This is a genomic window from Terriglobus albidus (assembly GCF_025685425.1).
Lineage (GTDB): Bacteria > Acidobacteriota > Terriglobia > Terriglobales > Acidobacteriaceae > Terriglobus > Terriglobus albidus.
In genome coordinates this window covers 531,106-551,035 of sequence record NZ_JAGTAS010000058.1, presented here as the reverse complement: position 1 = coordinate 551,035, position 19,930 = coordinate 531,106, and the positions used below count along the sequence as shown (strand labels likewise).

At 56.0% G+C, this 19,930-nt stretch carries 19 protein-coding genes, 1 tRNA gene and 1 pseudogene; 14 read left to right on the top strand and 7 right to left on the bottom strand.

All coding sequences use genetic code 11. The features are described 5' to 3' along the window. Positions 1 to 336 precede the first annotated feature (336 nt). Genes murD through murG form a run of 3 tightly spaced genes read left to right on the top strand, consistent with a single transcriptional unit; the run spans position 337 to position 3,946 of the window. The gene (gene murD, locus OHL21_RS21360; RefSeq protein WP_263419915.1) at positions 337 to 1,695 is read left to right on the top strand and encodes a UDP-N-acetylmuramoyl-L-alanine--D-glutamate ligase; all 1,359 of its coding nucleotides are present in this window, start codon (positions 337 to 339) and stop codon (positions 1,693 to 1,695) included. Between the two features lie 44 nt (positions 1,696 to 1,739). After that, on the top strand, positions 1,740 to 2,834 hold the full coding sequence (gene ftsW / locus OHL21_RS21355; protein WP_263419331.1) for a putative lipid II flippase FtsW: 1,095 nt from the start codon (positions 1,740 to 1,742) through the stop codon (positions 2,832 to 2,834). Between the two features lie 32 nt (positions 2,835 to 2,866). Beyond that, positions 2,867 to 3,946, top strand: a complete 1,080-nt coding sequence (gene murG, locus OHL21_RS21350) for an undecaprenyldiphospho-muramoylpentapeptide beta-N-acetylglucosaminyltransferase (RefSeq protein WP_263419330.1) — start codon at positions 2,867 to 2,869, stop codon at positions 3,944 to 3,946. A 32-nt stretch (positions 3,947 to 3,978) separates the two neighbouring features. Here the strand turns inward: murG and OHL21_RS21345 are convergent, their stop codons facing one another. From OHL21_RS21345 to OHL21_RS21330, 4 genes are all read right to left on the bottom strand, one after another. Continuing rightward, the gene (locus OHL21_RS21345) at positions 3,979 to 5,022 is read right to left on the bottom strand and encodes a YXWGXW repeat-containing protein (protein WP_263419329.1); all 1,044 of its coding nucleotides are present in this window, start codon (positions 5,020 to 5,022) and stop codon (positions 3,979 to 3,981) included. A 140-nt stretch (positions 5,023 to 5,162) separates the two neighbouring features. Continuing rightward, complete coding sequence (locus OHL21_RS21340) at positions 5,163 to 5,435, bottom strand: hypothetical protein (RefSeq protein WP_263419328.1); 273 nt, start codon at positions 5,433 to 5,435, stop codon at positions 5,163 to 5,165. A 149-nt stretch (positions 5,436 to 5,584) separates the two neighbouring features. Next, positions 5,585 to 5,749 carry a hypothetical protein gene (locus tag OHL21_RS21335; RefSeq protein ID WP_263419327.1) on the bottom strand — a complete coding sequence of 55 codons (165 nt, stop codon included), beginning with the start codon at positions 5,747 to 5,749 and terminating at the stop codon, positions 5,585 to 5,587. A gap of 115 nt (positions 5,750 to 5,864) precedes the next feature. Then, a complete protein-coding gene (locus OHL21_RS21330; protein ID WP_263419326.1) occupies positions 5,865 to 6,143 on the bottom strand; it encodes a hypothetical protein in 279 nt (92 codons plus the stop codon). 320 nt (positions 6,144 to 6,463) lie between these two features. Here OHL21_RS21330 and OHL21_RS21325 point away from each other — a divergent pair, with 320 nt between their 5' ends. From OHL21_RS21325 to OHL21_RS21290, 8 genes are all read left to right on the top strand, one after another. Beyond that, positions 6,464 to 6,853, top strand: a complete 390-nt coding sequence (locus OHL21_RS21325; RefSeq protein ID WP_263419325.1) for a HesB/IscA family protein — start codon at positions 6,464 to 6,466, stop codon at positions 6,851 to 6,853. Positions 6,854 to 6,982: 129 nt separating this feature from the next. Then, positions 6,983 to 8,182 carry a type II secretion system F family protein gene (locus OHL21_RS21320; RefSeq protein WP_263419324.1) on the top strand — a complete coding sequence of 400 codons (1,200 nt, stop codon included), beginning with the start codon at positions 6,983 to 6,985 and terminating at the stop codon, positions 8,180 to 8,182. 31 nt (positions 8,183 to 8,213) lie between these two features. Beyond that, positions 8,214 to 9,860, top strand: a complete 1,647-nt coding sequence (locus tag OHL21_RS21315; protein ID WP_263419323.1) for a GspE/PulE family protein — start codon at positions 8,214 to 8,216, stop codon at positions 9,858 to 9,860. An 11-nt stretch (positions 9,861 to 9,871) separates the two neighbouring features. Further along, a complete protein-coding gene (locus OHL21_RS21310; RefSeq protein WP_263419322.1) occupies positions 9,872 to 10,888 on the top strand; it encodes a type IV pilus biogenesis protein PilM in 1,017 nt (338 codons plus the stop codon). After that, on the top strand, positions 10,888 to 11,739 hold the full coding sequence (locus OHL21_RS21305) for a PilN domain-containing protein (protein WP_263419321.1): 852 nt from the start codon (positions 10,888 to 10,890) through the stop codon (positions 11,737 to 11,739). The genes OHL21_RS21310 and OHL21_RS21305 overlap by 1 nt, the downstream gene beginning before the upstream one ends. Next, positions 11,736 to 12,434, top strand: a complete 699-nt coding sequence (locus tag OHL21_RS21300) for a hypothetical protein (RefSeq protein ID WP_263419320.1) — start codon at positions 11,736 to 11,738, stop codon at positions 12,432 to 12,434. The genes OHL21_RS21305 and OHL21_RS21300 overlap by 4 nt, the downstream gene beginning before the upstream one ends. Continuing rightward, positions 12,418 to 13,065 (top strand): hypothetical protein, encoded by a 648-nt coding sequence (locus OHL21_RS21295; protein WP_263419319.1) that lies wholly within the window; start codon positions 12,418 to 12,420, stop codon positions 13,063 to 13,065. The genes OHL21_RS21300 and OHL21_RS21295 overlap by 17 nt, the downstream gene beginning before the upstream one ends. Next, positions 13,062 to 13,919 (top strand): type II secretion system protein, encoded by an 858-nt coding sequence (locus OHL21_RS21290; protein ID WP_263419318.1) that lies wholly within the window; start codon positions 13,062 to 13,064, stop codon positions 13,917 to 13,919. Before OHL21_RS21295 ends, OHL21_RS21290 begins: the two co-directional genes overlap by 4 nt. A 130-nt stretch (positions 13,920 to 14,049) precedes the next feature. On the opposite strand, the gene OHL21_RS21285 is transcribed toward OHL21_RS21290, so the two are convergent. Next, positions 14,050 to 14,856, bottom strand: a complete 807-nt coding sequence (locus tag OHL21_RS21285) for an alpha/beta hydrolase (protein WP_263419914.1) — start codon at positions 14,854 to 14,856, stop codon at positions 14,050 to 14,052. Between the two features lie 443 nt (positions 14,857 to 15,299). Then, positions 15,300 to 15,374, bottom strand: a tRNA-Gly gene (locus OHL21_RS21280). Between the two features lie 88 nt (positions 15,375 to 15,462). Here OHL21_RS21280 and OHL21_RS21275 point away from each other — a divergent pair. The 3 genes and pseudogenes from OHL21_RS21275 to OHL21_RS21265 all read left to right on the top strand — a co-directional run. After that, positions 15,463 to 15,792 carry a hypothetical protein gene (locus OHL21_RS21275; RefSeq protein WP_263419317.1) on the top strand — a complete coding sequence of 110 codons (330 nt, stop codon included), beginning with the start codon at positions 15,463 to 15,465 and terminating at the stop codon, positions 15,790 to 15,792. Next, on the top strand, positions 15,732 to 16,097 hold the full coding sequence (locus OHL21_RS21270; protein ID WP_317890006.1) for a tannase/feruloyl esterase family alpha/beta hydrolase: 366 nt from the start codon (positions 15,732 to 15,734) through the stop codon (positions 16,095 to 16,097). Before OHL21_RS21275 ends, OHL21_RS21270 begins: the two co-directional genes overlap by 61 nt. A gap of 139 nt (positions 16,098 to 16,236) precedes the next feature. Next, a pseudogene (locus OHL21_RS21265) lies at positions 16,237 to 16,358 on the top strand (transposase); the annotation flags it as partial. An 894-nt stretch (positions 16,359 to 17,252) separates the two neighbouring features. Here the strand turns inward: OHL21_RS21265 and OHL21_RS21260 are convergent. After that, complete coding sequence (locus OHL21_RS21260; protein ID WP_263419316.1) at positions 17,253 to 19,808, bottom strand: hypothetical protein; 2,556 nt, start codon at positions 19,806 to 19,808, stop codon at positions 17,253 to 17,255. Between the last annotated feature and the right edge of the window lie 122 nt (positions 19,809 to 19,930).

Here is a 19,930-nt window from a genome sequence, read left to right as displayed (position 1 = left end):
CGTCCAACAGGGCATAGTTTGTTGTGCTGTGTTCATGGTGACTTGTAAAAGTAAATGTTGCTGTTGTCACCTCAAGTTCCATTGAGTTAAGGAGCTTATCGCGATGGGAGTGGATTCTGTCTGGTTGCTTTGGCATACCCATGAGATCGGGGATGGACGAGAAGATTCAAAACTGATAGGTGTCTACCGTACACGGACAAAAGCACAGGCTGCACAGGATAGAATTTGCAATCAGCCAGGATTTCTGGCGAGTCCGAACGGATTGAAATGGTCGAGTATTCGCTCGATCAAGACCATTGGGCCGAAGGTTTCGTAACAGTCAGGAACTGAAGATTGATCGATCTGAAGAATAAACGTGTTCTCGTTGTTGGTCTTGGGAAGTCAGGCCTGGCTGCTGCTCACTTTCTAAAAGAGCAGGGAGCCCTTGTCACCGTCTCGGACTCGCGGTCGGCTTCAGCGCTGTCAGCGGAGCTCCCGGCGTTGCTGGAGGCGGGTATTGCGGTAGAGACGGGCGGGCATGGAGTGCTGACCTTCCGGCGGCAGGATCTGCTGGTGGTTTCTCCCGGCGTTCCGCTGAACACCGAAGAGATCGCGTACGCCATGGCTGCCGGCGTGCCGGTGATTGGTGAGGTCGAGCTCGCCTCGTACTTTCTGAAAGGGCAGATCATCGCCGTTACCGGCTCGAATGGGAAGACGACGACCACCTCGCTGATCGGTCATATTCTGAAGACCGCCGGTCTGCCGACTCTGGTGGGCGGCAATATCGGAACTCCGGTTCTGAACCTTCGCCGCGTCTCCACCCATAAGCACTGGGTGGTTCTTGAGGTTTCGAGCTTCCAGTTGGAGACCGTAACCCACTTCCATCCAAAGATCGCGGTTGTGCTGAACATTACACCCGATCACCTGGATCGTCATGGAACCTTTGAGGCGTATGCCGCGGCAAAATATCGCATCACCATTGCGCAGGAACCGTCAGACTACCTCGTGCTGAACGCCGAAGATGTGCCGACACAGTTGACCGCCTCGCACACGAAGGCCGGTATTTATTGGTTCTCACCCTCGCGGCAGATCAAACAGGGCGCGTTTGTCCACGGCGATGGCATCTACTTCAAACAGAAGGAAGGCCATCGGCCGGAGCCGATCATGCCGATCAGCGAGATCCCCCTCAAGGGCGCGCACAATATTGAGAATGTCCTTGCAGCTATTGCAGCCACAAGGCTTGCGGGTGTTCCTAAAGAACAAGTCCGTGCGGGTGTCGCCAGCTTCAAGGCAGTCGAACACCGCCTTGAGTTTGTGCGCAAGCTGAATGGTGTGGACTATTACAACGACTCCAAAGCCACGAATGTGGATGCGACGGTGAAGGCGCTGGAGTCGTTCCCGAAGGGGATCCACCTGATTCTCGGAGGTAAGGACAAGGATTCGGATTACCGCACGCTCGTGCCTCTGCTGAAAGACAGGGCAGTGGCTGTTTACACCATTGGTTCAGCCGCGGAAAAGATCGAGTCGCACCTTAACAAAGTAGTCAACATAGTTTCAGCGGGAACTTTGGAAAACGCGCTCGCGCAGGCAAAGGGAGCTGCCCAGCCAGGAGAAGTCGTCTTGTTGGCGCCTGCATGTGCGAGCTTCGATCAGTTCCAGAGTTACGAACACCGCGGCCGCGTCTTCAAGGAGACGGTAAACGGCTGGGCGGAGTAGGCCGGCACGACGGCGAGCCTGCCCGCTCCGGATGAAGGCAGGAAATGGCAAAGCGCGTCGGCGTCGATAAATGGTTGTTCTTTGTGGTGGTGCTGTTGGTCCTTATCGGACTGGTAATGGTCTTCTCTGCTTCGGCGGTGATGGCCAAGGAGCGTTACGGCTCACCCTATACCTTCGTCAGCAAACAGGCGATGTGGGCTCTGGTAGGTCTGGGAGCGCTGCTTGTGCTGATGCGGGTGGATTACCGCAAATTCAATAATCCCAAGATTGTTCTGCCTTCGGTCGCGATCACGATGCTGTTGTTGATTGGCGTCTTCGCGATGCGCGACTCGCACAACACGCATCGCTGGTTCAAGATCGGTCCATTCTTCAGTTTTCAGCCCTCTGAAATTGCTAAGCCGGTACTGGTCTTGTTTCTGGCGTGGTTCCTGCAGAACCGCATGCATCGCATGGACGATTGGAAGGGAACCATTCTTCGGGCTGCGGCGCCGCCGCTGCTCATGATCGCCCTTGTCGTGAAAGAGCCCGATCTCGGAACCGCGCTCGTCTGTGCGGCGGTGCTCGCCCTGATGCTGTATCTCGCCGGCGCTCAGATGCGCTACTTCGCTATCGGCGCCGCTCTGGCTTCGCCGGTGCTCTATTTCCTGCTGTTTCATGTGGCCTGGCGCCGCGCCCGTATGCTGGCATATATGGATCCGGAGAAGGATCCGCGCGGAACCGGATTCCACATTCTGCAGTCGCTCATTGCCGTGGGCACCGGAGGCTTCCATGGACTTGGTCTGATGGAGGGCCGGCAGAAGCTGTTCTATCTGCCGGAGCCGCACACAGACTTTATCTACGCCAATGTCTGTGAAGAACTGGGGCTGCTGGGAGCGCTGTTTGTGGTCGCGCTTTTTGTGGTGCTCGGTTATCGCGGGCTACGTACGGCGTTTCTCTCGACCGATCCGTTTGCCCGGTTTCTGGCGTTCGGGATTACCTGCGCGATCCTCATCCAGGCCTTCTTTAATATCAGCGTTGTTCTGGCGCTGCTGCCAACCAAGGGCATCCCGCTGCCGTTTATCTCTTCGGGTGGCACGAGCGTGTTTATTACCTTGGCCAGTATGGGCGTGCTGCTGAACATCTCCCGTGAGACGGATTAGTCTAGTCTCGATATAGAGATATAAGGACATTGATGAAGGTATTGATTGCCGGTGGAGGCACGGGCGGACACGTTGTTCCCGCGCTCGCTATCGGGCGTAAGTTGCGTGATGCGTTCGGAGCCGAGGTGCGTTTTGTCGGAACCGAGCGTGGGCTTGAGACAAAGCTGATTCCGGAGGCCGGGTTTCCGCTGGAGTTGGTGAAGTCTGGCCAATTGAAGAACGTCAGCCTGATGACGCGGCTGAAGACCTTTACGGATCTTCCCCTGGGAGTGCTCTACTGCATCCGGCTGATGCGGAGTTTCCGGCCGGACGTGGTGGTGGGGGTCGGTGGCTATGCCAGTGGGCCGGCAATGGCCGCAGCGGTCCTGCTGCGGATTCCTACGCTGGCCTATGAGCCAAATGCCTTGCCCGGCATGACCAACCGCCTGGTAGGCAAATATGTCAGCGCGGCTGCGGTTGCCTATGAGCAGACAACCCACTATTTTCGCAACGCAACGGTGACCGGCGTGCCCGTCAGGCCGGAGATCTTTGACCTTCCGCGGAAGGCTGAAGGGGAGGCTCCGCGTCTGCTGGTGACGGCGGGAAGCCAGGGCGCTGCAGTCTTCAACGAGTTCGTTCCGAAGATCGTTGTGCGGCTGCTGGACGCTGTTCCAGGGTTGACCATCCTACATCAGGCCGGCTCCCGAAACCTGGAAAAGACACGGGAGGCTTTTGCGATAAGCGGCGCGGATAGTTTACGCATTGCCGTAGAAGCTTTCTTGAACGACATGCCGCAGCAGTATGCCGCGGCGGATGTAGTGCTGGCGCGTTCGGGGAGTACGGTTTCAGAATTGTGTGCGGCGGGCAAACCGTCACTGTTGGTGCCGCTCCCGACGGCGGCTGATGATCACCAGAGGAAGAACGCCGAAGTGCTTGGGAACGCCGGTGCCGCTGTCGTGTTGCTGCAAAAAGACGTCACCGAGCAGAGTCTACTGGAGGCTCTGACGGAGCTGTTCAGCGATCGAGAGAGGCGAGAGAGGATGAGCGCCGCGGCACGGTCGTTAGCCAAACCGGGGGCTCTGGAGCGGATTGCCGGAATGATACGAGGACTGGCGGAAATGAAAAAGGGCTGAGACTTCGAGGTCTCAGCCCTTTTGGTTTTGTGTTAGCGATGTCCGCCACCGCCGTGGAAGCCACCACCGCCTCCACCACCATGGAAGCCGCCGCCACCGCCGCCGGAGAAGCCACGGCCACCGCCGAAGCCTCCACCGCCACCGAAGTTACCGCCGCTGCTGCGGGGAGCGCTGAAGCTGCCACCACCACCGAAGCCTCCACGATTGCCGAAACTGGGCTGGCTGCCACCGAAACTGCCACGGTTTCCACCAAAGCTTGGTGGGTTTCCACCAAAGCCGCCGCGGTTTACGTTGCCGCCGAAGTTCTGGCCGCCGTTGAAGGCTTGGCGATTTCCATCAAAGCGCTGTACTCCGCTGCCGAAGCTGCCACGATTCTGGCCGAAGTCACGGTTGCTGTTGAAGGGCTGACGACCGGCATTGAAGTTCTGGTTGCCATTGAAACGCTGCGCTCCGCTATTGAAGCCGCCGCGGTTCACTGAGACATTGGTCCGGTTGAAGTTATTCACCGCCGTGCCGCCATGGAAGTTAGCGTACTGTGCGGGCGGATTACGTTGGAAGCTGGCGCCGCCGGGATGGACGGGCACTCCGCGATAAGGCTGGTTATAAAACGAGCCGCGGAAGCCGGGCCGGAAGTTGCAGTAGGCGCGGTTGTACCAGAAACGGCCGCCATTCCAATAACCACCATAGAAGCCAGTGCCAAAGTAACCGAAGCCGTAATTAATGCCGCCGTAGTAGCCAATTGTGGATCCCCAGTAACCGGGATGCCAGAAGTAAGCGCTGTCACCCCAGCCCCACCAGCCGGGAGTCCAGAGGGCGCCTACATAAGGAGGAAGCACCCAGGCGCCATCGACCCAGTAATAGCCGTCCGGGCCATAGGCCCAGTAACCGGGAGTCCAGATATAACCGTCACCCGGGGCTACAGGCTGCGCATACACAGGAATAGGAGGTGGGGCAATGCCCACAGAGACAAATACCGCCGCGTGCGCCGCCGTTGGAACGATCGCTGCTCCGAGGGCAAGGGCCGAGCCTAAGACTATCTTTCCAAACGACTTGCGAATTGTACCTGCTACATCCATCGGGTCACCTTGCCGCTGTTCACGCCTTCGCTGCTTGCGAGGTGTCTGCGGCGAGCTTCCGGCCTAAAAGAGGGAAGGTCCGGCACTCGTTTTAAGAGACACCGGACCCTGGGGAAAGTTGCTTGTTGGCGGGGGAGCCGTTAGTGCGACAGAGCTTGCCAGGCGCTGTATACATAAACGCCGATGATGCCTGCGGTCGCCAGACCGGCGGCGCCACCCAGGACACGCAACATGGGTTGCAACTTGTTGACTTTCCGAACGATTTCCATTTGTTCGGACTTTTCTACGGTGTTGGAGTCGCTGAGAAAGAGCTGGTCCTCCTCATAACGGGTAAGCGTGCTACGGTACGCCAGAAGCGCGAGAAAACAGGCGGTGAGGGCCGCCCATATGATCAGCATCAGTTGCATAGACATGTTTGAAACCCTCCGAAAGGCTGCAATCGCCGGCTCGGGATACCGGGCGGGTCCGCTTTTATTTGGCGGGCTCTCGGGGTAGGCAGGGCCGTTCGGGCGGAATGATACTCCTGCCGGTAACCGGAGCACTATAGCTTTCAGAATTAAATTTATGGGCGAACCAGATAGAAGAGCAGGGTAGCGATCCCAGCAAGGGCGGCTAAGGTCGCCGTCATTAACCCCACAATGAACCAGGCAGCCAGGCGCTTCTGACGTTCTGTCGGATGGGTAATGCCGAAGAAGTCGATAAACCAATTGGCGATGAAGCTGATCACGATGACACGGCTTTCCCATTATGGAAGGATGCCGGGATAGGGGAAAGGGTTCGCAAACAAAGCCGGCCGCCAAATTGGCGGCCGGCTTTATACCAAGGCGCTTCTTCTCTGGAACTCATCCACGCAGAACCTGGATGGCGTTCACGACATAAATTCCCAGCAACGCGGCAGAGAGGGCAATCGTGGTTCCGCTGGCAAAGGCAACAAAGGGTTTAAGGTACTGGATTCTCCGCTGGATGTCGTCTTGGCGGCGTTTTTCTTCGCCGAGAATATTTTCATCCAGGAAGATCTGGTCTTCTTCCCCGCGGGTAAGAAGACCACGATAGACCATAAGGGCAGTCGTGGAAAGGAATAGGAAGGCCCAAATGGTCCACAGCAGGGTCATGGTGTTCATGGGGGTACACCTCCTGAGAGGAATCACTGCAGGCGTACATAAGCTGTTGCCGTCTGTGCGTGGTATTTCATTTCTCAGAGGTCCACGCGACGACGGTAGGGCTACCGGCGGGTCTGCAACGGGCAGTTTGCAGGCTCGGGACGGCAGAAAGACCACCCACACGGAAATATACGCTGCTTTTGGAGCGGTGGGGCAAAATGCATCCATTTGGGTACGACCGCATCCATTACTTGTGTAGCAGGGTGCAAAATGGCCCCTTGCCCGGCCTTCCGAGGCGGCATACACTTAGATAGAGATCGACTGAATAGGAGTTTCTTACCATGGCTACTACTGCCGCTACCCCCGAGGTTGTTGAGGTGGTTTCCTCGCCGACGACGTCGTCGCAGCCTGTCAACCTGACCCCGGCGGCGATTGCCAAGGTGAAGGAGATCATGGCTACCCAGGATCCAGTCCCTGCCGGTTTGCGCATCGGTGTAGTGGGCGGTGGGTGCTCCGGCTTCCAGTACTCGATGAGCTTTGAGAACCAGCAGGGCATGATGGACAAGGTTGTCCGCTACGAAGATCTCAAGGTCTTTGTTGACGCCACCAGCGCCATGTACCTGAACGGCTGCACGGTGGACTACGTTGAGACGCTGGAGGCTGCCGGCTTCAAGTTCGATAACCCCCAGGTGAAGAGCACCTGTGGCTGCGGATCGAGCTTCAGCGTGTAAGTTTCTGATTTCCGGTAAAAAGACCTCGCCTTGGGCGAGGTCTTTTCTTTTGTGTGAGTTTCATGGAAATGGACCTCCGAAAAGGGCCATGCGGCGTCTAAACTCATACAGGGTTACCCCGCCGGATTCATGACTGAGTTTGTCATCAAGTTGGCCGATGAGCGCGGCCGTATACAGGAGCAAATCCACGCCGCTGCCACGGCTGAGGAGTTACGTCTGCGTTTCACGCACGCGGGCTATCTTGTCTATTCGGTTAAGCCTCGTTCGGTGCTGGCAGCCGGTCGCAAGAAGAAGATCAAGCTCGATACCTTTCTCATCTTCAACCAGCAGTTCCTGACCCTGATACGCGCCGGTCTGCCGATTCTGAGCGGGCTGGATTTGCTCACGGCCGGTCAGAAAGATCTGAATCTGAAGGGGCAGTTGGAAGACGTCGCGGCACGCGTCCGTACGGGGGAGTCGCTGTCGTCGGCGTTCGATGCGCAAAGCGGCGTGCCGATCATCTATACCACCACACTTCTGGCTGGTGAACGGTCCGGCAACCTGGAAGAAGTGTTACAGCGTTTTGTCGACTTTCAGCGGCTGTCTTTGAGCTTTACCAAGAAACTAAGGTCCGCGATGGTGTATCCCATCGTTCTGGTGCTGATGGTGATCTGCATCATGATCTTTCTGCTGACCTTTGTGATTCCGCGGTTTGCGGAGCTCTATGAGCAATTGAATACGCCGCTGCCGGGAATTACTGTCTTCCTGCTGAATCTGGGGAAACAGGCGCAGCACTACGGAATTTATGCGGCCGTGGTGTTCGCAATAGCGGTCTATATCTTCTTCCGTTGGCTCAAGACGGATACCGGGAATCAGTTGGTTGACCGCATCCGGATCAGGCTGCCCCTGATTGGGCCGGTGTGGCTGAAGTACCAGGTAGCGCTGTTTTCCCGCACATTGTCAACGCTGCTGACCGGCGGTCTGCCGTTGGTGCCATCGCTGGAGACGGCGGCAAAATCGATCAACAGCCGCCAGACGGCGCTGGCCGTGTATGCTTCGGTGGGTTCGGTCCGTGAGGGCAAGGGGCTTGCGTATTCTCTGCGACAGACGAAGATCTTTCCGAATCTGGCGACGGAGATGATTGAGGTCGGCGAGTCCACTGGTGCCTTGCCGGCAATGTTGAACTCGGTAGCCGAATTTTTTGAGGAGGATGTACAGCTTTCCCTGGCGGCGGCCATGAGCCTGATTGAGCCAATTCTGCTCGTCTTCATGGGCATCGTGATTGCCATTATTCTTATCTCGCTCTATCTACCGATTTTCTCGCTGGGCGCTGGCGGGCTCGGTCAGTAAACCCTTGGCGCAAACCGGAGTCCAATAAACCATGGCACAAGCTCCCCTAGCGATCCCGATTCCCTCGACCAACGGCCTGGAGCTGAACGAGGTAGAGCGCGCGCAGATGCTGGCGCGCCGCTATCACTCTGAATTTGTTGATCTGAAGAACTTCAAGATTCAGCATGAGCTGTTCCGGACGGTGCCCGTGGAACTGATGTTTCGGTACAACTTTGTCCCGCTGGAACAGAAGCCCGATGGCCGCCTGGTGATCGCGGTGAGCGATCCATCCAAACTGATGGTGCTGGATGAGATTGCTTCTCTGTTGTCGGCGCGGCTGGTTACGCGGGTGGCAACGCTGTCGCAGATTACCGACATTCTGAAGAAGAACGAGCAGTCGCAGCGTGTTCTGGAAGAGGCGAGCGAGGGACTGACCTTCGATGTAGTGTCGTCGGATGAAAATGCAGACGAGAACATCTCCATCGAGAAGCTGACCAGCGAAGAAGATATCTCGCCGATTATCCGCCTGGTCGATACGACAATCTTTACGGCGCTGGAACGCCGGGCTTCTGATATCCACCTCGAAACCTACGACGACTCTCTATTGGTGAAGTACCGTATTGACGGTGTACTGACGCAGGCCATGGCGCCAATTGCGCGAGAGCATCATCAGACGATCCTGTCACGTATCAAGGTCATGAGCGAACTGGATATCGCCGAGCGCCGTGTGCCACAGGACGGGCGCTTCCGTGTGCGCTACAAAGGGCGCCTGATCGATTTCCGTGTCTCGATCATGCCGACCGTACACGGCGAGAATGCCGTGCTTCGCGTGCTCGATAAAGAGTCGATGAGCGAGAAGTTCACGAAACTCTCGCTGGATGTGGTGGGCTTCGCGGATGAGGATCTGCGGCGCTTCCGGCGTTACATCAAAGAGCCGTACGGCATGGTGCTGGTTACCGGGCCTACCGGTTCCGGTAAGACGACGACGCTGTATGCCGCATTGAATGAGATCAAGAGTGAAGAAGACAAGATCATCACGATCGAAGATCCGGTCGAGTATCAGATCCGCGGCATTACTCAGATTCCGGTCAATGAGAAGAAGGGCCTGACCTTTGCCCGCGGTCTGCGTTCGATTTTGCGTCACGACCCGGACAAGATTCTGGTCGGTGAGATTCGTGACGCCGAGACCGCACAGATCGCCATCAACTCGGCGCTGACGGGTCACCTGGTCTTCACGACTGTGCACGCCAATAATGTTGTCGATGTACTTGGCCGGTTTCTGAATATGGGAGTTGAGCCGTACAACTTTGTCTCTGCTCTGAACTGCATTCTGGCGCAACGGCTGGTACGACAGATCTGTGATTTTTGCGCGCATTACGTTACGTACGACGATGAGACCCTGCTGCAGAGCGGCCTCGAGCTCGAGGATTGGCGCGGTTTCCAGTTCCGCGAGGGAGCCGGCTGCATGGAGTGCGGAGGTACGGGGTATCGCGGACGTTCGGCCATTCATGAGTTGCTGGAGCTGGATGATGAGATCCGCGAGATGCTGCTGGCCAAGAAGCCGGGCTCGGAGATTCGGCGTGTGGCGCGTGAAAAGGGGATGGCATTTCTACGCGACTCGGCGCTGCAGCGTGTGCGCGCCGGTGTAACTACCTTGAAGGAGATCAACAAGGTAACCTTTATCGAGGCGACCCGGTAACAATTCAACACATGTCCTTTCTTTCCAAGTTGAGCGGCACACATCAACGTCCCCGCCTGGCGGCCGAGTTACGTGGCGAACTGGTGGTGGCCGCAGCGGCTGATGCAACCACAGCACCGGTGCGTGCGGTCACGCAGGTATCGCTGAGGGCGGGTGCGTTGCTGCCTTCATTGAAGATCCCCAACCTTGCAGACCGCGTTGCGGTTGCCGCCGCGCTGCGTTCAGTGCTGGAACGGGTAGCGGCACAGAGCCGCGATGTCACACTTGTTCTTCCGGACGCAGCGGTCCGTGTCGTTCTCCTGGATTTCGATACATTGCCCTCAAAGGAAGACGATGCCGAAAGCGTGGTGCGGTTCCGTCTGAAACGGATGCTGCCCTTTGATTCCGATACTGCCGCAATCAGCTACCAGGTGATGAGCGAGGCCAGGGGGAGCGTGAGTGTGCTGGCGGTCGCCATGCCCGCGGACCTGCGCAGCGAGTATGAACAGGCTGTACGCGAGGCAGGATATGAGCCCGGCGCGGTGCTGCCGTCAACGCTGGCTGCCGTGGCGGTGCTTGACCCCGCGGAGCCAAAGGCGCAGCTGCTCCTGAATATCGATGAAGCCAGCATGACCACCGCGATTGTGCGAGGCGGCAACCTGGTGCTGTACCGTACGGTGGAGTTTGCCCACGAGACGGTCAATGCAGCGGCACAGGAACCACCGCCTGTAGCCACCGATCCGACATCGGCTCTGGCCATGGAGCAGACGGATGTTCTGTTGGCCGAGGTGGAGCATTTGAACCATGCCGATGAGATTGCTCGCGCCATCTCGGTTGCGACAGCCTATTTTGAAGATACGCTGGGCGCACTGCCGGATGAGATCCTGGTTGCAGGGACATGGCCGTCGAACGAGCTGCAGCGAATCGCGTCCGAGACGATTGGAGAAGGGGTTCGGTTGCGGGAGATCGTACGCGCCGAGGATCTGTTGACCGGATCGACTGTGTCGCGCAATCTGCTGGCCGGCGTGAGAGGAGCATTGAAAGGCTGATGCGTATCCAGATCAATCTCGCGTCGAAGCCTTTTGTCGAGCTTGGGCAGGTCTTCAAGCGGCTGCGTGTTGCCATGGCCGCCCTGGGAGTTACCGCGGCTGCATTAGGTGGTTTGCTGTACATGGAATCGTCCAAGGCAGATGTCGCACAGGCACAGTTAGCAACGTTGCGGAACAAGACCTCAGACCTGCAGCGGGAGCGTTCGCGGAACGAGGCGCGTATGCATCAGCCGGTGAATGCTGCGGCGCTGGAGCGCTCCCGGTTCCTAAATGAGCTGTTCCTGCGTAAGAGCTTCAGTTGGACGGCTGTGATGATGGACCTCGAAAATGTGCTTCCGGCAGGAGTACAGGTGTCATCGATCGAACCACAGATCGGAAGCGACGGCGACGTACATATCCGTTTGCGCGTGATGGGAGACCGCGACAAAGCGGTGGAACTGATTCGTAACCTGGAGCACTCGCGACGGTTTGCCGAGCCTCGCCTGGCCAGTGAATCGTTGCAGACATCAGGCAATCAGCCTGCCTATCAACTTGCGGCGATGGGCAACGTAGAGTTCGATATCCTCTCCGGCTATAACCCGCTGGCTCCGCGTACCGAGGCGAAGAAGGAGACAGCGAAGGAAGATACTGCGAATTCGAAGAAGGACGCAATCACTCCGGCGAAGCCGGTAGTGCGCACTCCTGCAAAGCTTCCAGCAAAGCCTGCTGTCAATGCTCCGGGTGGGCAGAGCGTGCCGATCAGGTCTGGTCCGCCGGTTGGGCCAGGTACAGCGATGCCGCCGAAGGCAGTCAGGCAGGCAGTCAACCCAGGAACCAATCAGGGAACCAATCCGGGAGGTGTGAAGCGATGAGTACGTCCACCGTGACTCCCAGCCTGAATTCGCGTCGTGTTGCGGATGCACTGTCTCCCGTGAACCTCCATATTGCGGGCGTGATGGTGTTGCTGGCTTTGAATATTTATCTCGCTGTGCACCTCTTCCTGGCATGGAACAAGCTTCGGCAGAGCGGCAGCGAGGCTTTAAGTCAGCAGCAGGTAGCTCTGAAGACTGCCGATATTGCCGCGCAACCGCTGCGTGGACTGGATGACAAGCTGACCACGGCACGTGCTGAGGCTGACAAGTTTACCGAGCAACGCCTGTCCTATGCGTGGTCTCCGGTATTGGCGGAGCTGGGTACGCTGGCGAAGAAGCAGAACGTCCGTTTGACGAGGGTACAGTACACGGAGACGGCTCCCGAGGATTCGCCCGATCCGGATTTGGTCGAGATCAGGATGGATATGACGCTCTCAGGGGACTATCGTCCTCTGATGCAATTCCTTAATTCAGTGGAACGCGACAAGACCTTCTTCGTGATCGGTGCGGTGACGTTTACAGGGCAGGCTGGCGGGGGTAATAACAACAACGCGCCGGCAACCTCTGTGGTGAATCTGCGTCTGCGTGTGACGACGTACCTGCGTAGGCCACTGCCGTCTGATGTTAAGCAGGAGGCAAGTACGAAACCGGAGGGAAGCACTAGGCAGGAGGCAGGCCATGAAGTCCGGCGTTGAGGATAAGAAGAAGGTCGCCATTGCCGGAACGCTGGGCGCGGTTGCGGTGATTTGCCTGGGCTATATCATCTGGGACAATTTTCTTAGTTCTCCGGCAGCCACCACTGCGCCGCCGGCTGCTCCGGTCATTCGTGATATGACGCCAAATGGCAGCGCATCGGCGAACACAGGCCGTAAAGGTGCTGGGGCGACTGGTAGTTCTACCGCGAAGAAGGTTGGCACCACAGCGGCGCAGCTTGACCCAACGCTTCACATGGAGGCGATGAAGGCAGCGGAGTCGCTCGAGTATTCGGGTTCGGGGCGGAACATCTTTTCGATGACGTCAGCTCCTCCCCCGGTGGCGAACATTCCGAAACCCATTGCTCCACCGCGTCCGATAACGCAGCCGGTCAATCTTGCTCCAGTTGGGCCGCCGCCTCCTCCGCCAATCAACCTGCGTTTCTTCGGAGTAGCAACGCGGTCAAATGGGCAGCATCAGGCATTCCTGCTACAGGGAGATGATGTCTTTCTGGCGGGATCCGGTGATGTGGTTGCGCGCCGCTATAAGGTAGTGACGGTCAATGCTACCTCGGCCGTGGTGATGGACATGACCAACAACAATCAGCAGACCCTTCCCCTGGTGACGCAATGACGAAGCGGCGGACCAATGAAGACGGTTATCTTCTGGTTGGTCTGCTGGTGATCATCTTCATTATTCTGCTGACGCTTGGGGTGGCTGCACCGACGATGGCAAGATCGTTGAGGCGCGATCAGGAGATTGAGTCCATGCATCGCGCGCAGCAGTACCAGCGTGCGATTCGGCTGTACTACCTCAAGCTCGGACACTATCCGGCCTCGATCGATCAGCTTGAGAATACAAATAATCAGCGCTTCCTGCGGCGGCGTTATGTCGATCCGTTGACAGGTAAGGATGACTGGCGCCTGATTCATTTTGGCCAGGCAAAGGCGCAGATCAAGGGCTTCTTCGGCAAGCCGATTGCGCCGACAGGCGGTGGTCTGGGCGCTGCCGCAGGGATGGGCTCAAATATCGGGGGCATCAATACCACTGCTAATCCGGGGCCTGGAGCGACTCCGGGACCTGGCGCAACGGGATCAAGTGGAGCCACCGGCAGCACAGGAAGCACCAGCCCATTCGGCGGTATCGGCAGCCAGAGCGCATCAAGCCTGCAGGGAACCGGCGGCGTGATCGTGGGTGTCGGGACGTCTAAAACCGGACCGTCGCTGCTGGCGATCAATGGGGACGAAGTGAAATACGAGGACTGGGAGTTTACCTACGATCCCAGGGTAGAGCAGTTGCGGGCTCAGGCGAGTCTTTTGGGAGGCTCGCCGAGCAGCGGCTCCTTAGGAACCCTGGGTTCTTCCGGATCGACCGGGAGTACGGGAAGCAGTGGCTCTACAGGAAGTGGCGGCTCCACCGGAAGTGGAACCCCAACGACTCCAACGCAGCCGACACCACAGACACCACAGACACCACCTCAGCAGTAAGGACTAGAGCATTTTCCCTGTTGCTGGGTATCCCGGAAGGGGCGTGCAGCGGCGTTTTCATTGCGGAAAACGCCCATAGATGCGGATGCTCTGGACTACACCTACAGGGAAAATGCTCTACGTCTCAGGATTAATTTCCGCCGCAGGTGTGTTCCAGCCAACGCAGGCTCAATGGAGTGAATGCATCGAATGTGTCGTTGTGGCCGAGACCGGGGAGAGGATGAAATTCCTTTGGTTCGTTCGCCAGGGAATATAGCTTCTTCCCCTGTGACGGTGGAACAACTGCATCCTCAGATCCATTTCCGATAAGCACGGGTGAGTGGATCTGCTTGATCTTTATCTCATTGTCGAATCGATCCAGAGCGAGGAGGCTCGACGGGAAAAAGGGAAAGCTGATCTGCGCCACCTTGGGAATCGAAAGGTATGGTGCGAGTAGCATCAGGCCTGCGGTGCGATACTCAGAGGCCATTTGCACTGCTACTCCAGTTCCCAGGGAATGTCCGTAGAGGATGATATTTCGGCTATCAACACCGCGGTTTTTCAGGCTTTGCAAATAGGCTCGTGCATCGTGATACAGGCCGCTTTCGGTGGGGGCTCCGGGAAGTCCGCTATATCCCCGATACTCCGCGAGGAAGAAGCCATAGCCGGCAGTAATGTAGGGTTCGGCAATTCCGGCTGCCGTAGACAAGCTGTCCCCGTTTCCGTGAAAGAAGACGATAGTACAGGGCCTGCTTGTCGCAGGTGCATACCAGCCTCGCAACTCGATTCCGTCCGTTGTTTTGACGGGGATCTCGTTGAACGCTCGATTGGCGTGTGCCTCCGTTATCGATGTATAGGAGTGAGCAGGGAAATATAAGAGTCTCCGTTGTGCCAGAAAGAGAATTACGAGAAGTACCAAATAGACCGTGACTGCAGACAACGCGAATAGGCCGAGCACTCTCACGAAGCAATCATCATAACTGACTCAGAAGCGGCCACCATCACACGAATCACCTCACCACTGTGCATTTTCGCTGGTAAAGTTTGTTATGCGATTCTGAGCGTTGGCGTTCGAAGGCCGCTTAGGAGCGGCAACAAGGAGCCGATCATTTCTTATCTGCAATGCAGAATCGATGGGTTCTTGAAAACCTGGAGCGGGAGACCGGGATCGAACCGGCGACATTCAGCTTGGGAAGCTGACGTTCTCTCTAGAGCAAATTGGGGAGCGAAATGAAAACAACGACTTCCGGATAAATATCGCAATATGAGTGACTTACCACCATTGCATTTGCGGCACCCTCTGTATGGAATGCATATGCTTTCCCGCATTTCCGGTAAATCTGGACAGTATGGACAGTAAGCCATCTGAGAAGAAAACCGCGCAGTTTTGGATGGGGGATTTGGAGCGGGAGACGGGGATCGAACCCGCAACCAACGGCTTGGGAAGCCGCTACTCTACCATTGAGCTACTCCCGCTCGATGTCGCGATTATAGCGCTTGAAGGAGAAGGTGGTCGATAACGGCTTCCGGCTAGTCGTCTTGGCTTTGCACGTGAGCGGGAAGAGTGTACGAAGGCGGGGTCCTCAGACTCACCATTCAGCTCGTTTCGCAACTTGCCCTTGCGATCCGTGAGCGTCTTTGGGAATTGGCAAGCAGCCAGATCACTCTGCCGAATCCGCTTGATGAATGTGGGTCTCTTCCGGCGCCAGGATCAGGTTGGCAGATCAGCGACTTGGATTTCGAGCGTTACTACAAACGGTTTGGAATGACAGACGCTCTCTATGCAGCGAACAATCCCGATCTCAGAGCGTTTAAAGCGCGTGCGGAAAGCTCATCCTGTATCAAGGCTGGGCTGATGCAGGGGCGGGTGGAGTTCCGCCACTCAAGGCTGTGAACTACTACGAAACGACTGAGAGAACCATGGGCGGCCCCGCAGCGACTCGAGACTTTTTCCGGCTGTTCATGATCCCGGGCATGGGCCACTGTGGAGGAGGCGAAGGCGCCGGCAACATTGATTATGTGAGCTATCTGGAAGACTGGGTCGAGAAAGGACGCGCTCCTGACGCACTCCTTGCCACCCACAATGGCGCCGGTGAATCGACCTTTACTCGCCCGGTTTTCCCATATCCGAAACGAGCAAAATATAAGGGCGCAGGTGATCCCGCCACCGCGGATAACTTTGAGCCCGCAGAGCCATAGTCGGCCAGCGTCCATCGATCAGCCGCTTGTGAGTTCAACTGTTGACTTCAGGGCAAATCACTCACTGAGCGCCCGCAAGTCCTAGTTTTCGTAGACGCGGAGCATGCGGGTGTATGAAGAGGGAAATGCCGGATTGAAGAAAGGTCATCTGCTTGCTGACCATGTACACATGATGATCTCGATCCCGCCCGAAGTATGCCGTGTCGCAGGTGGTTACGTTTTATCAGAGGCAAGCGCGCGATCCATCCGGCGCCTCCCTATCGGGATTGTAGCCAATCTCTGACGTCAGGAAAGACTGTCCGCCGGAGTATGAATGAGGCGGATGCTCCGGAATTGCTTAGCCAATGACAAGAGTGCGCCTCGAAGAGGCTCCATAGTGGTCTACGGCAAGCTCGGACAAGTCTGCTCGCCCCATGCAAGCACCGGAACGATTGATGTCTATAGTTCGCCAGCCAATACATGGCGAGAGGACATTCATATAGATGGGCGAGCGACGTCCGAAAGCTACGCACACGGACGGCACTCGCGGACGGACTCGCAAACGCGGAAACTGCTACATCCATAGTGCCTCCCTTTGGCTCGGCTCTCGTGCCCGGGCACTTTCTTGCCGGCCTCGTAAAGGATAAGCAAGCTTTCTCTTGAAACAGAACAAGAGGGAACTGAAAATGCTGCTCACCTGAGGGTGTTTCGCGGTTCCGAGGACGTTGACTCACAACATCCAGGAAAACATGATCCGTTACTTGAAGCAAAGCCTCCGGTGCCAAAATCGGTGGAGCCTTTGGCGGCCAAAAAGACACCGGGGGACGACGTGAATCGGGCCCCGAGGCATGCAAACAATACATGCGCCGCGCTAGCAATACCATTAACTACGGAACGGATCTTCCTCTTGCACAGGGAGTAAGCTTCGAGATCACCTAGGGCGTTTTCCCTATAGGTGTAGTCCAGGACCTCCGCATCTATGGGCGTTTTCCGCAATGAAAACGCCGCTACACTCCCCTTCCGGGATACCCAGCAATAGGGAAAATGCTCTAGTGTGTGTCCAGCGGGCTGAGAACGGAATGAGTTGCTGCTCAGTTCCGTTCCCAGCCTGATGCGAAGTACTACTTTATTGGCCGGCGTCCCTATTGAGATGCAAGCCCTACCAGAGTCAGTCTCTTAGTGGAGCCAGACTTGAGCCGATGCCACACCATTGTAAGTGTCATTGATTAGGTAAGAATTTGAAATCCCGCCAGCACCATTGTTGACATTGATGGTCCTAGGGTAATCCCATGTGGAATTTGATACTACGATGGCGTTAGTCATGTAACCGGCCCTAACCGCCAATGTGAGAACTGTTCCAGAGGCAAAAGCTGATTGATCAATCGTAAATGTATCGCCCAGCATGTAGATATTGCCGCTCAACTGGGCATTAGCTACTGTGCAATTACACACAGGGGTCGGGATATTGTCATTTGGGGGAATCGAAAAGTCCATTTTTACATTGCTTTGCTCTGCGTTCGAACCGAGTACATTCGAAAAACGCCCTCCATTCACTGAGATGTTGGTAGGCAAAGGGTAGTAGCCACCCCAGACAAACCTCATCGAGGGGCCAGATGCCGGGGGGGCGCCAGATGGCGCTGTAATTGGGATAATGTCCTTGCAGGAGTTATTACTAGCGATCACATTATTGCCACCGGAAAAATCAAGACAGGTCTGATTATCGTCGCCGTTGTTGTTTGAGATCTGTATATTGGTTGGAGTTAAGCTGGGCAAGAGGGAACCAAAAAGATTGCGGCTATCGACTATGTTATCTTTCCCCGCTGAAGACAGGGCGTAGGCAGCGTCACCACGATGTTGAACTGTATTGTGGTCTATTAATGCGTAAAACACCTCTCCATTGAGGTGTATTCCATCGCGGCACTGGGAATCAAATCCTCCGCTAATCAAATCGCAATCGATATTATTACTTGAGATGTTCACGTTACTTAGTTTTCGGGAAAAGCCATCAGGTGCGTCGTAGACGTCGACTTTGATCGCGTACTGAGCCCCGTGGATAGTGGAGTTCGTTATGCTGAATTTCTCGTAGGGACCATCCTGATTTAATGCAGGGTCTGTAGAATACGCAATTGCCATGGAAGTGATCTTCTTATCGTTAGTGTCTGGGGTCACCGCAATCTGCGCATTGTCATACGAGATGTCACTACCGCCGTTGGACTGAAAGACGGCGCCGAATGCGCCAACAGCTTGAATGGCGCCTCCAGTGCCGACAAGGTGAGTACCCGCTGGGACATTGATGGTGGAATTGACGGAGCATTGTCCGCTTTGTCCTTTGCTTACTTTGACGACCGTTGGAATCCCCGTGGGACTGTAACCGTCTCCAGCTGCTTGCGTTGCGGCTGCCAAGGCGTTGGTATCTTGATCTGGGTGCGCTCCATCACATTGAGCTCCATACTGAGCTATATCGATTGTGGGCAAAGCTCTCACCACGGTTGAGAGATGCTTGATATAGGAATAACCAACAAAATGAACTCTGTACTCAAGGTTGGTGTATCCAGAGTCATAAAAGTCTAGGAGAAAACTTTGAGGGGTGTTGGCTGCCTTGAACTGCTTACGTGTTAGGGTTTGAGACGCTAAAATTGTCTGCCCTCCATTGGCAACAACGTCGATTTGAACGACTGGACTGTCGTCTGAGGTATTGTTGTCTTCAAGAAGTAAAAACGAAGCCTGGTTGTAGCCTGGGTCAGCGGTGGTATATGGGCCATACGAGAGCATCGTGTTCCACGCCCCGACAGGCGCTTCCCAAGCTGTACCTGATGCATTCCCGTAACTATGGAAATAATTTGCTGAATTCGCGAGGTAGACGGTTCCAGGTATTGCCGTAATCGTAGTCGTAAAATGTTCGATATAGGAATAGCCGACGAAGTGAACTCGGTATTCAAGATCGCTGTATCCGGGGTTATTGAATATCAATGAAAAAGTTTGCGGAGTATTGGCCGCCTTGAACTGCTTACGCGTTATGGTTTGGGACGCTAGAATTGCCTGCCCCGCGTTGGCCGCAATGTCGATTTGGAAGACTGGATTGTCATCAGAGGTGTTGTTGTCTTCGAGAAGCAAAAATGAAGCCTGGTTGTATCCTAAGGCCGCCGTGGCGTAAGGGCCATAGGAGAGCATCGTATTCCATGTTCCGGCGGCACCTCCCCAAGCGATACCTGACCCACTCCCGTAGCTGTGAAAATAGCTTGGTGAATTCGCAACGTAGACGGTTCCAGGAATTGCCGTAACCGTAGTAGAGAAGTGCTTGATGTAGGAAGAGCCGAGGAAATGAACTCGGTATTCAAGATCACTGTAGCCGGGATTGTTGAAAATGAGCGAGAAGTCTTGAGCTTGATACCTACCGCTAAACTGCTTACGAGTAATGGTTTTCGACGCTAAAACTGCCTGTCCCCTGTTGCCGGCAATATCGATTGTCACGACCTTATTGTCATCGGAAGTGTTGTCATCTTCTGCCAGCGAAAACGTGACCTTGCTGTAGCCTAGGTCAGCGGTGACATAGGGTCCGTATGAGAGCATCACATCCGATGCTCCGACAGGAGCTTCCCATGCAGTGCCGGCTGCATTGCCGTAGCTATGGAAATAACTTGAAGAGTTCGCGAGGTAGGTTGTCGATGCAAAAGCGGCAGAGATAAAGAACTGTGTAACGACAGCTATCAGAAACACCTTGATTAACGTCATGCTTTCCTTCTCATTGGCCGTTGATGTGCCAGGGACATGCCTCAACCAGACCCTAGCCGCCGCCCGGCTCCCCAACGAGTCCAATGATCTCCAGGCTTGCGGCTTGATTTCGTCAGATGTGT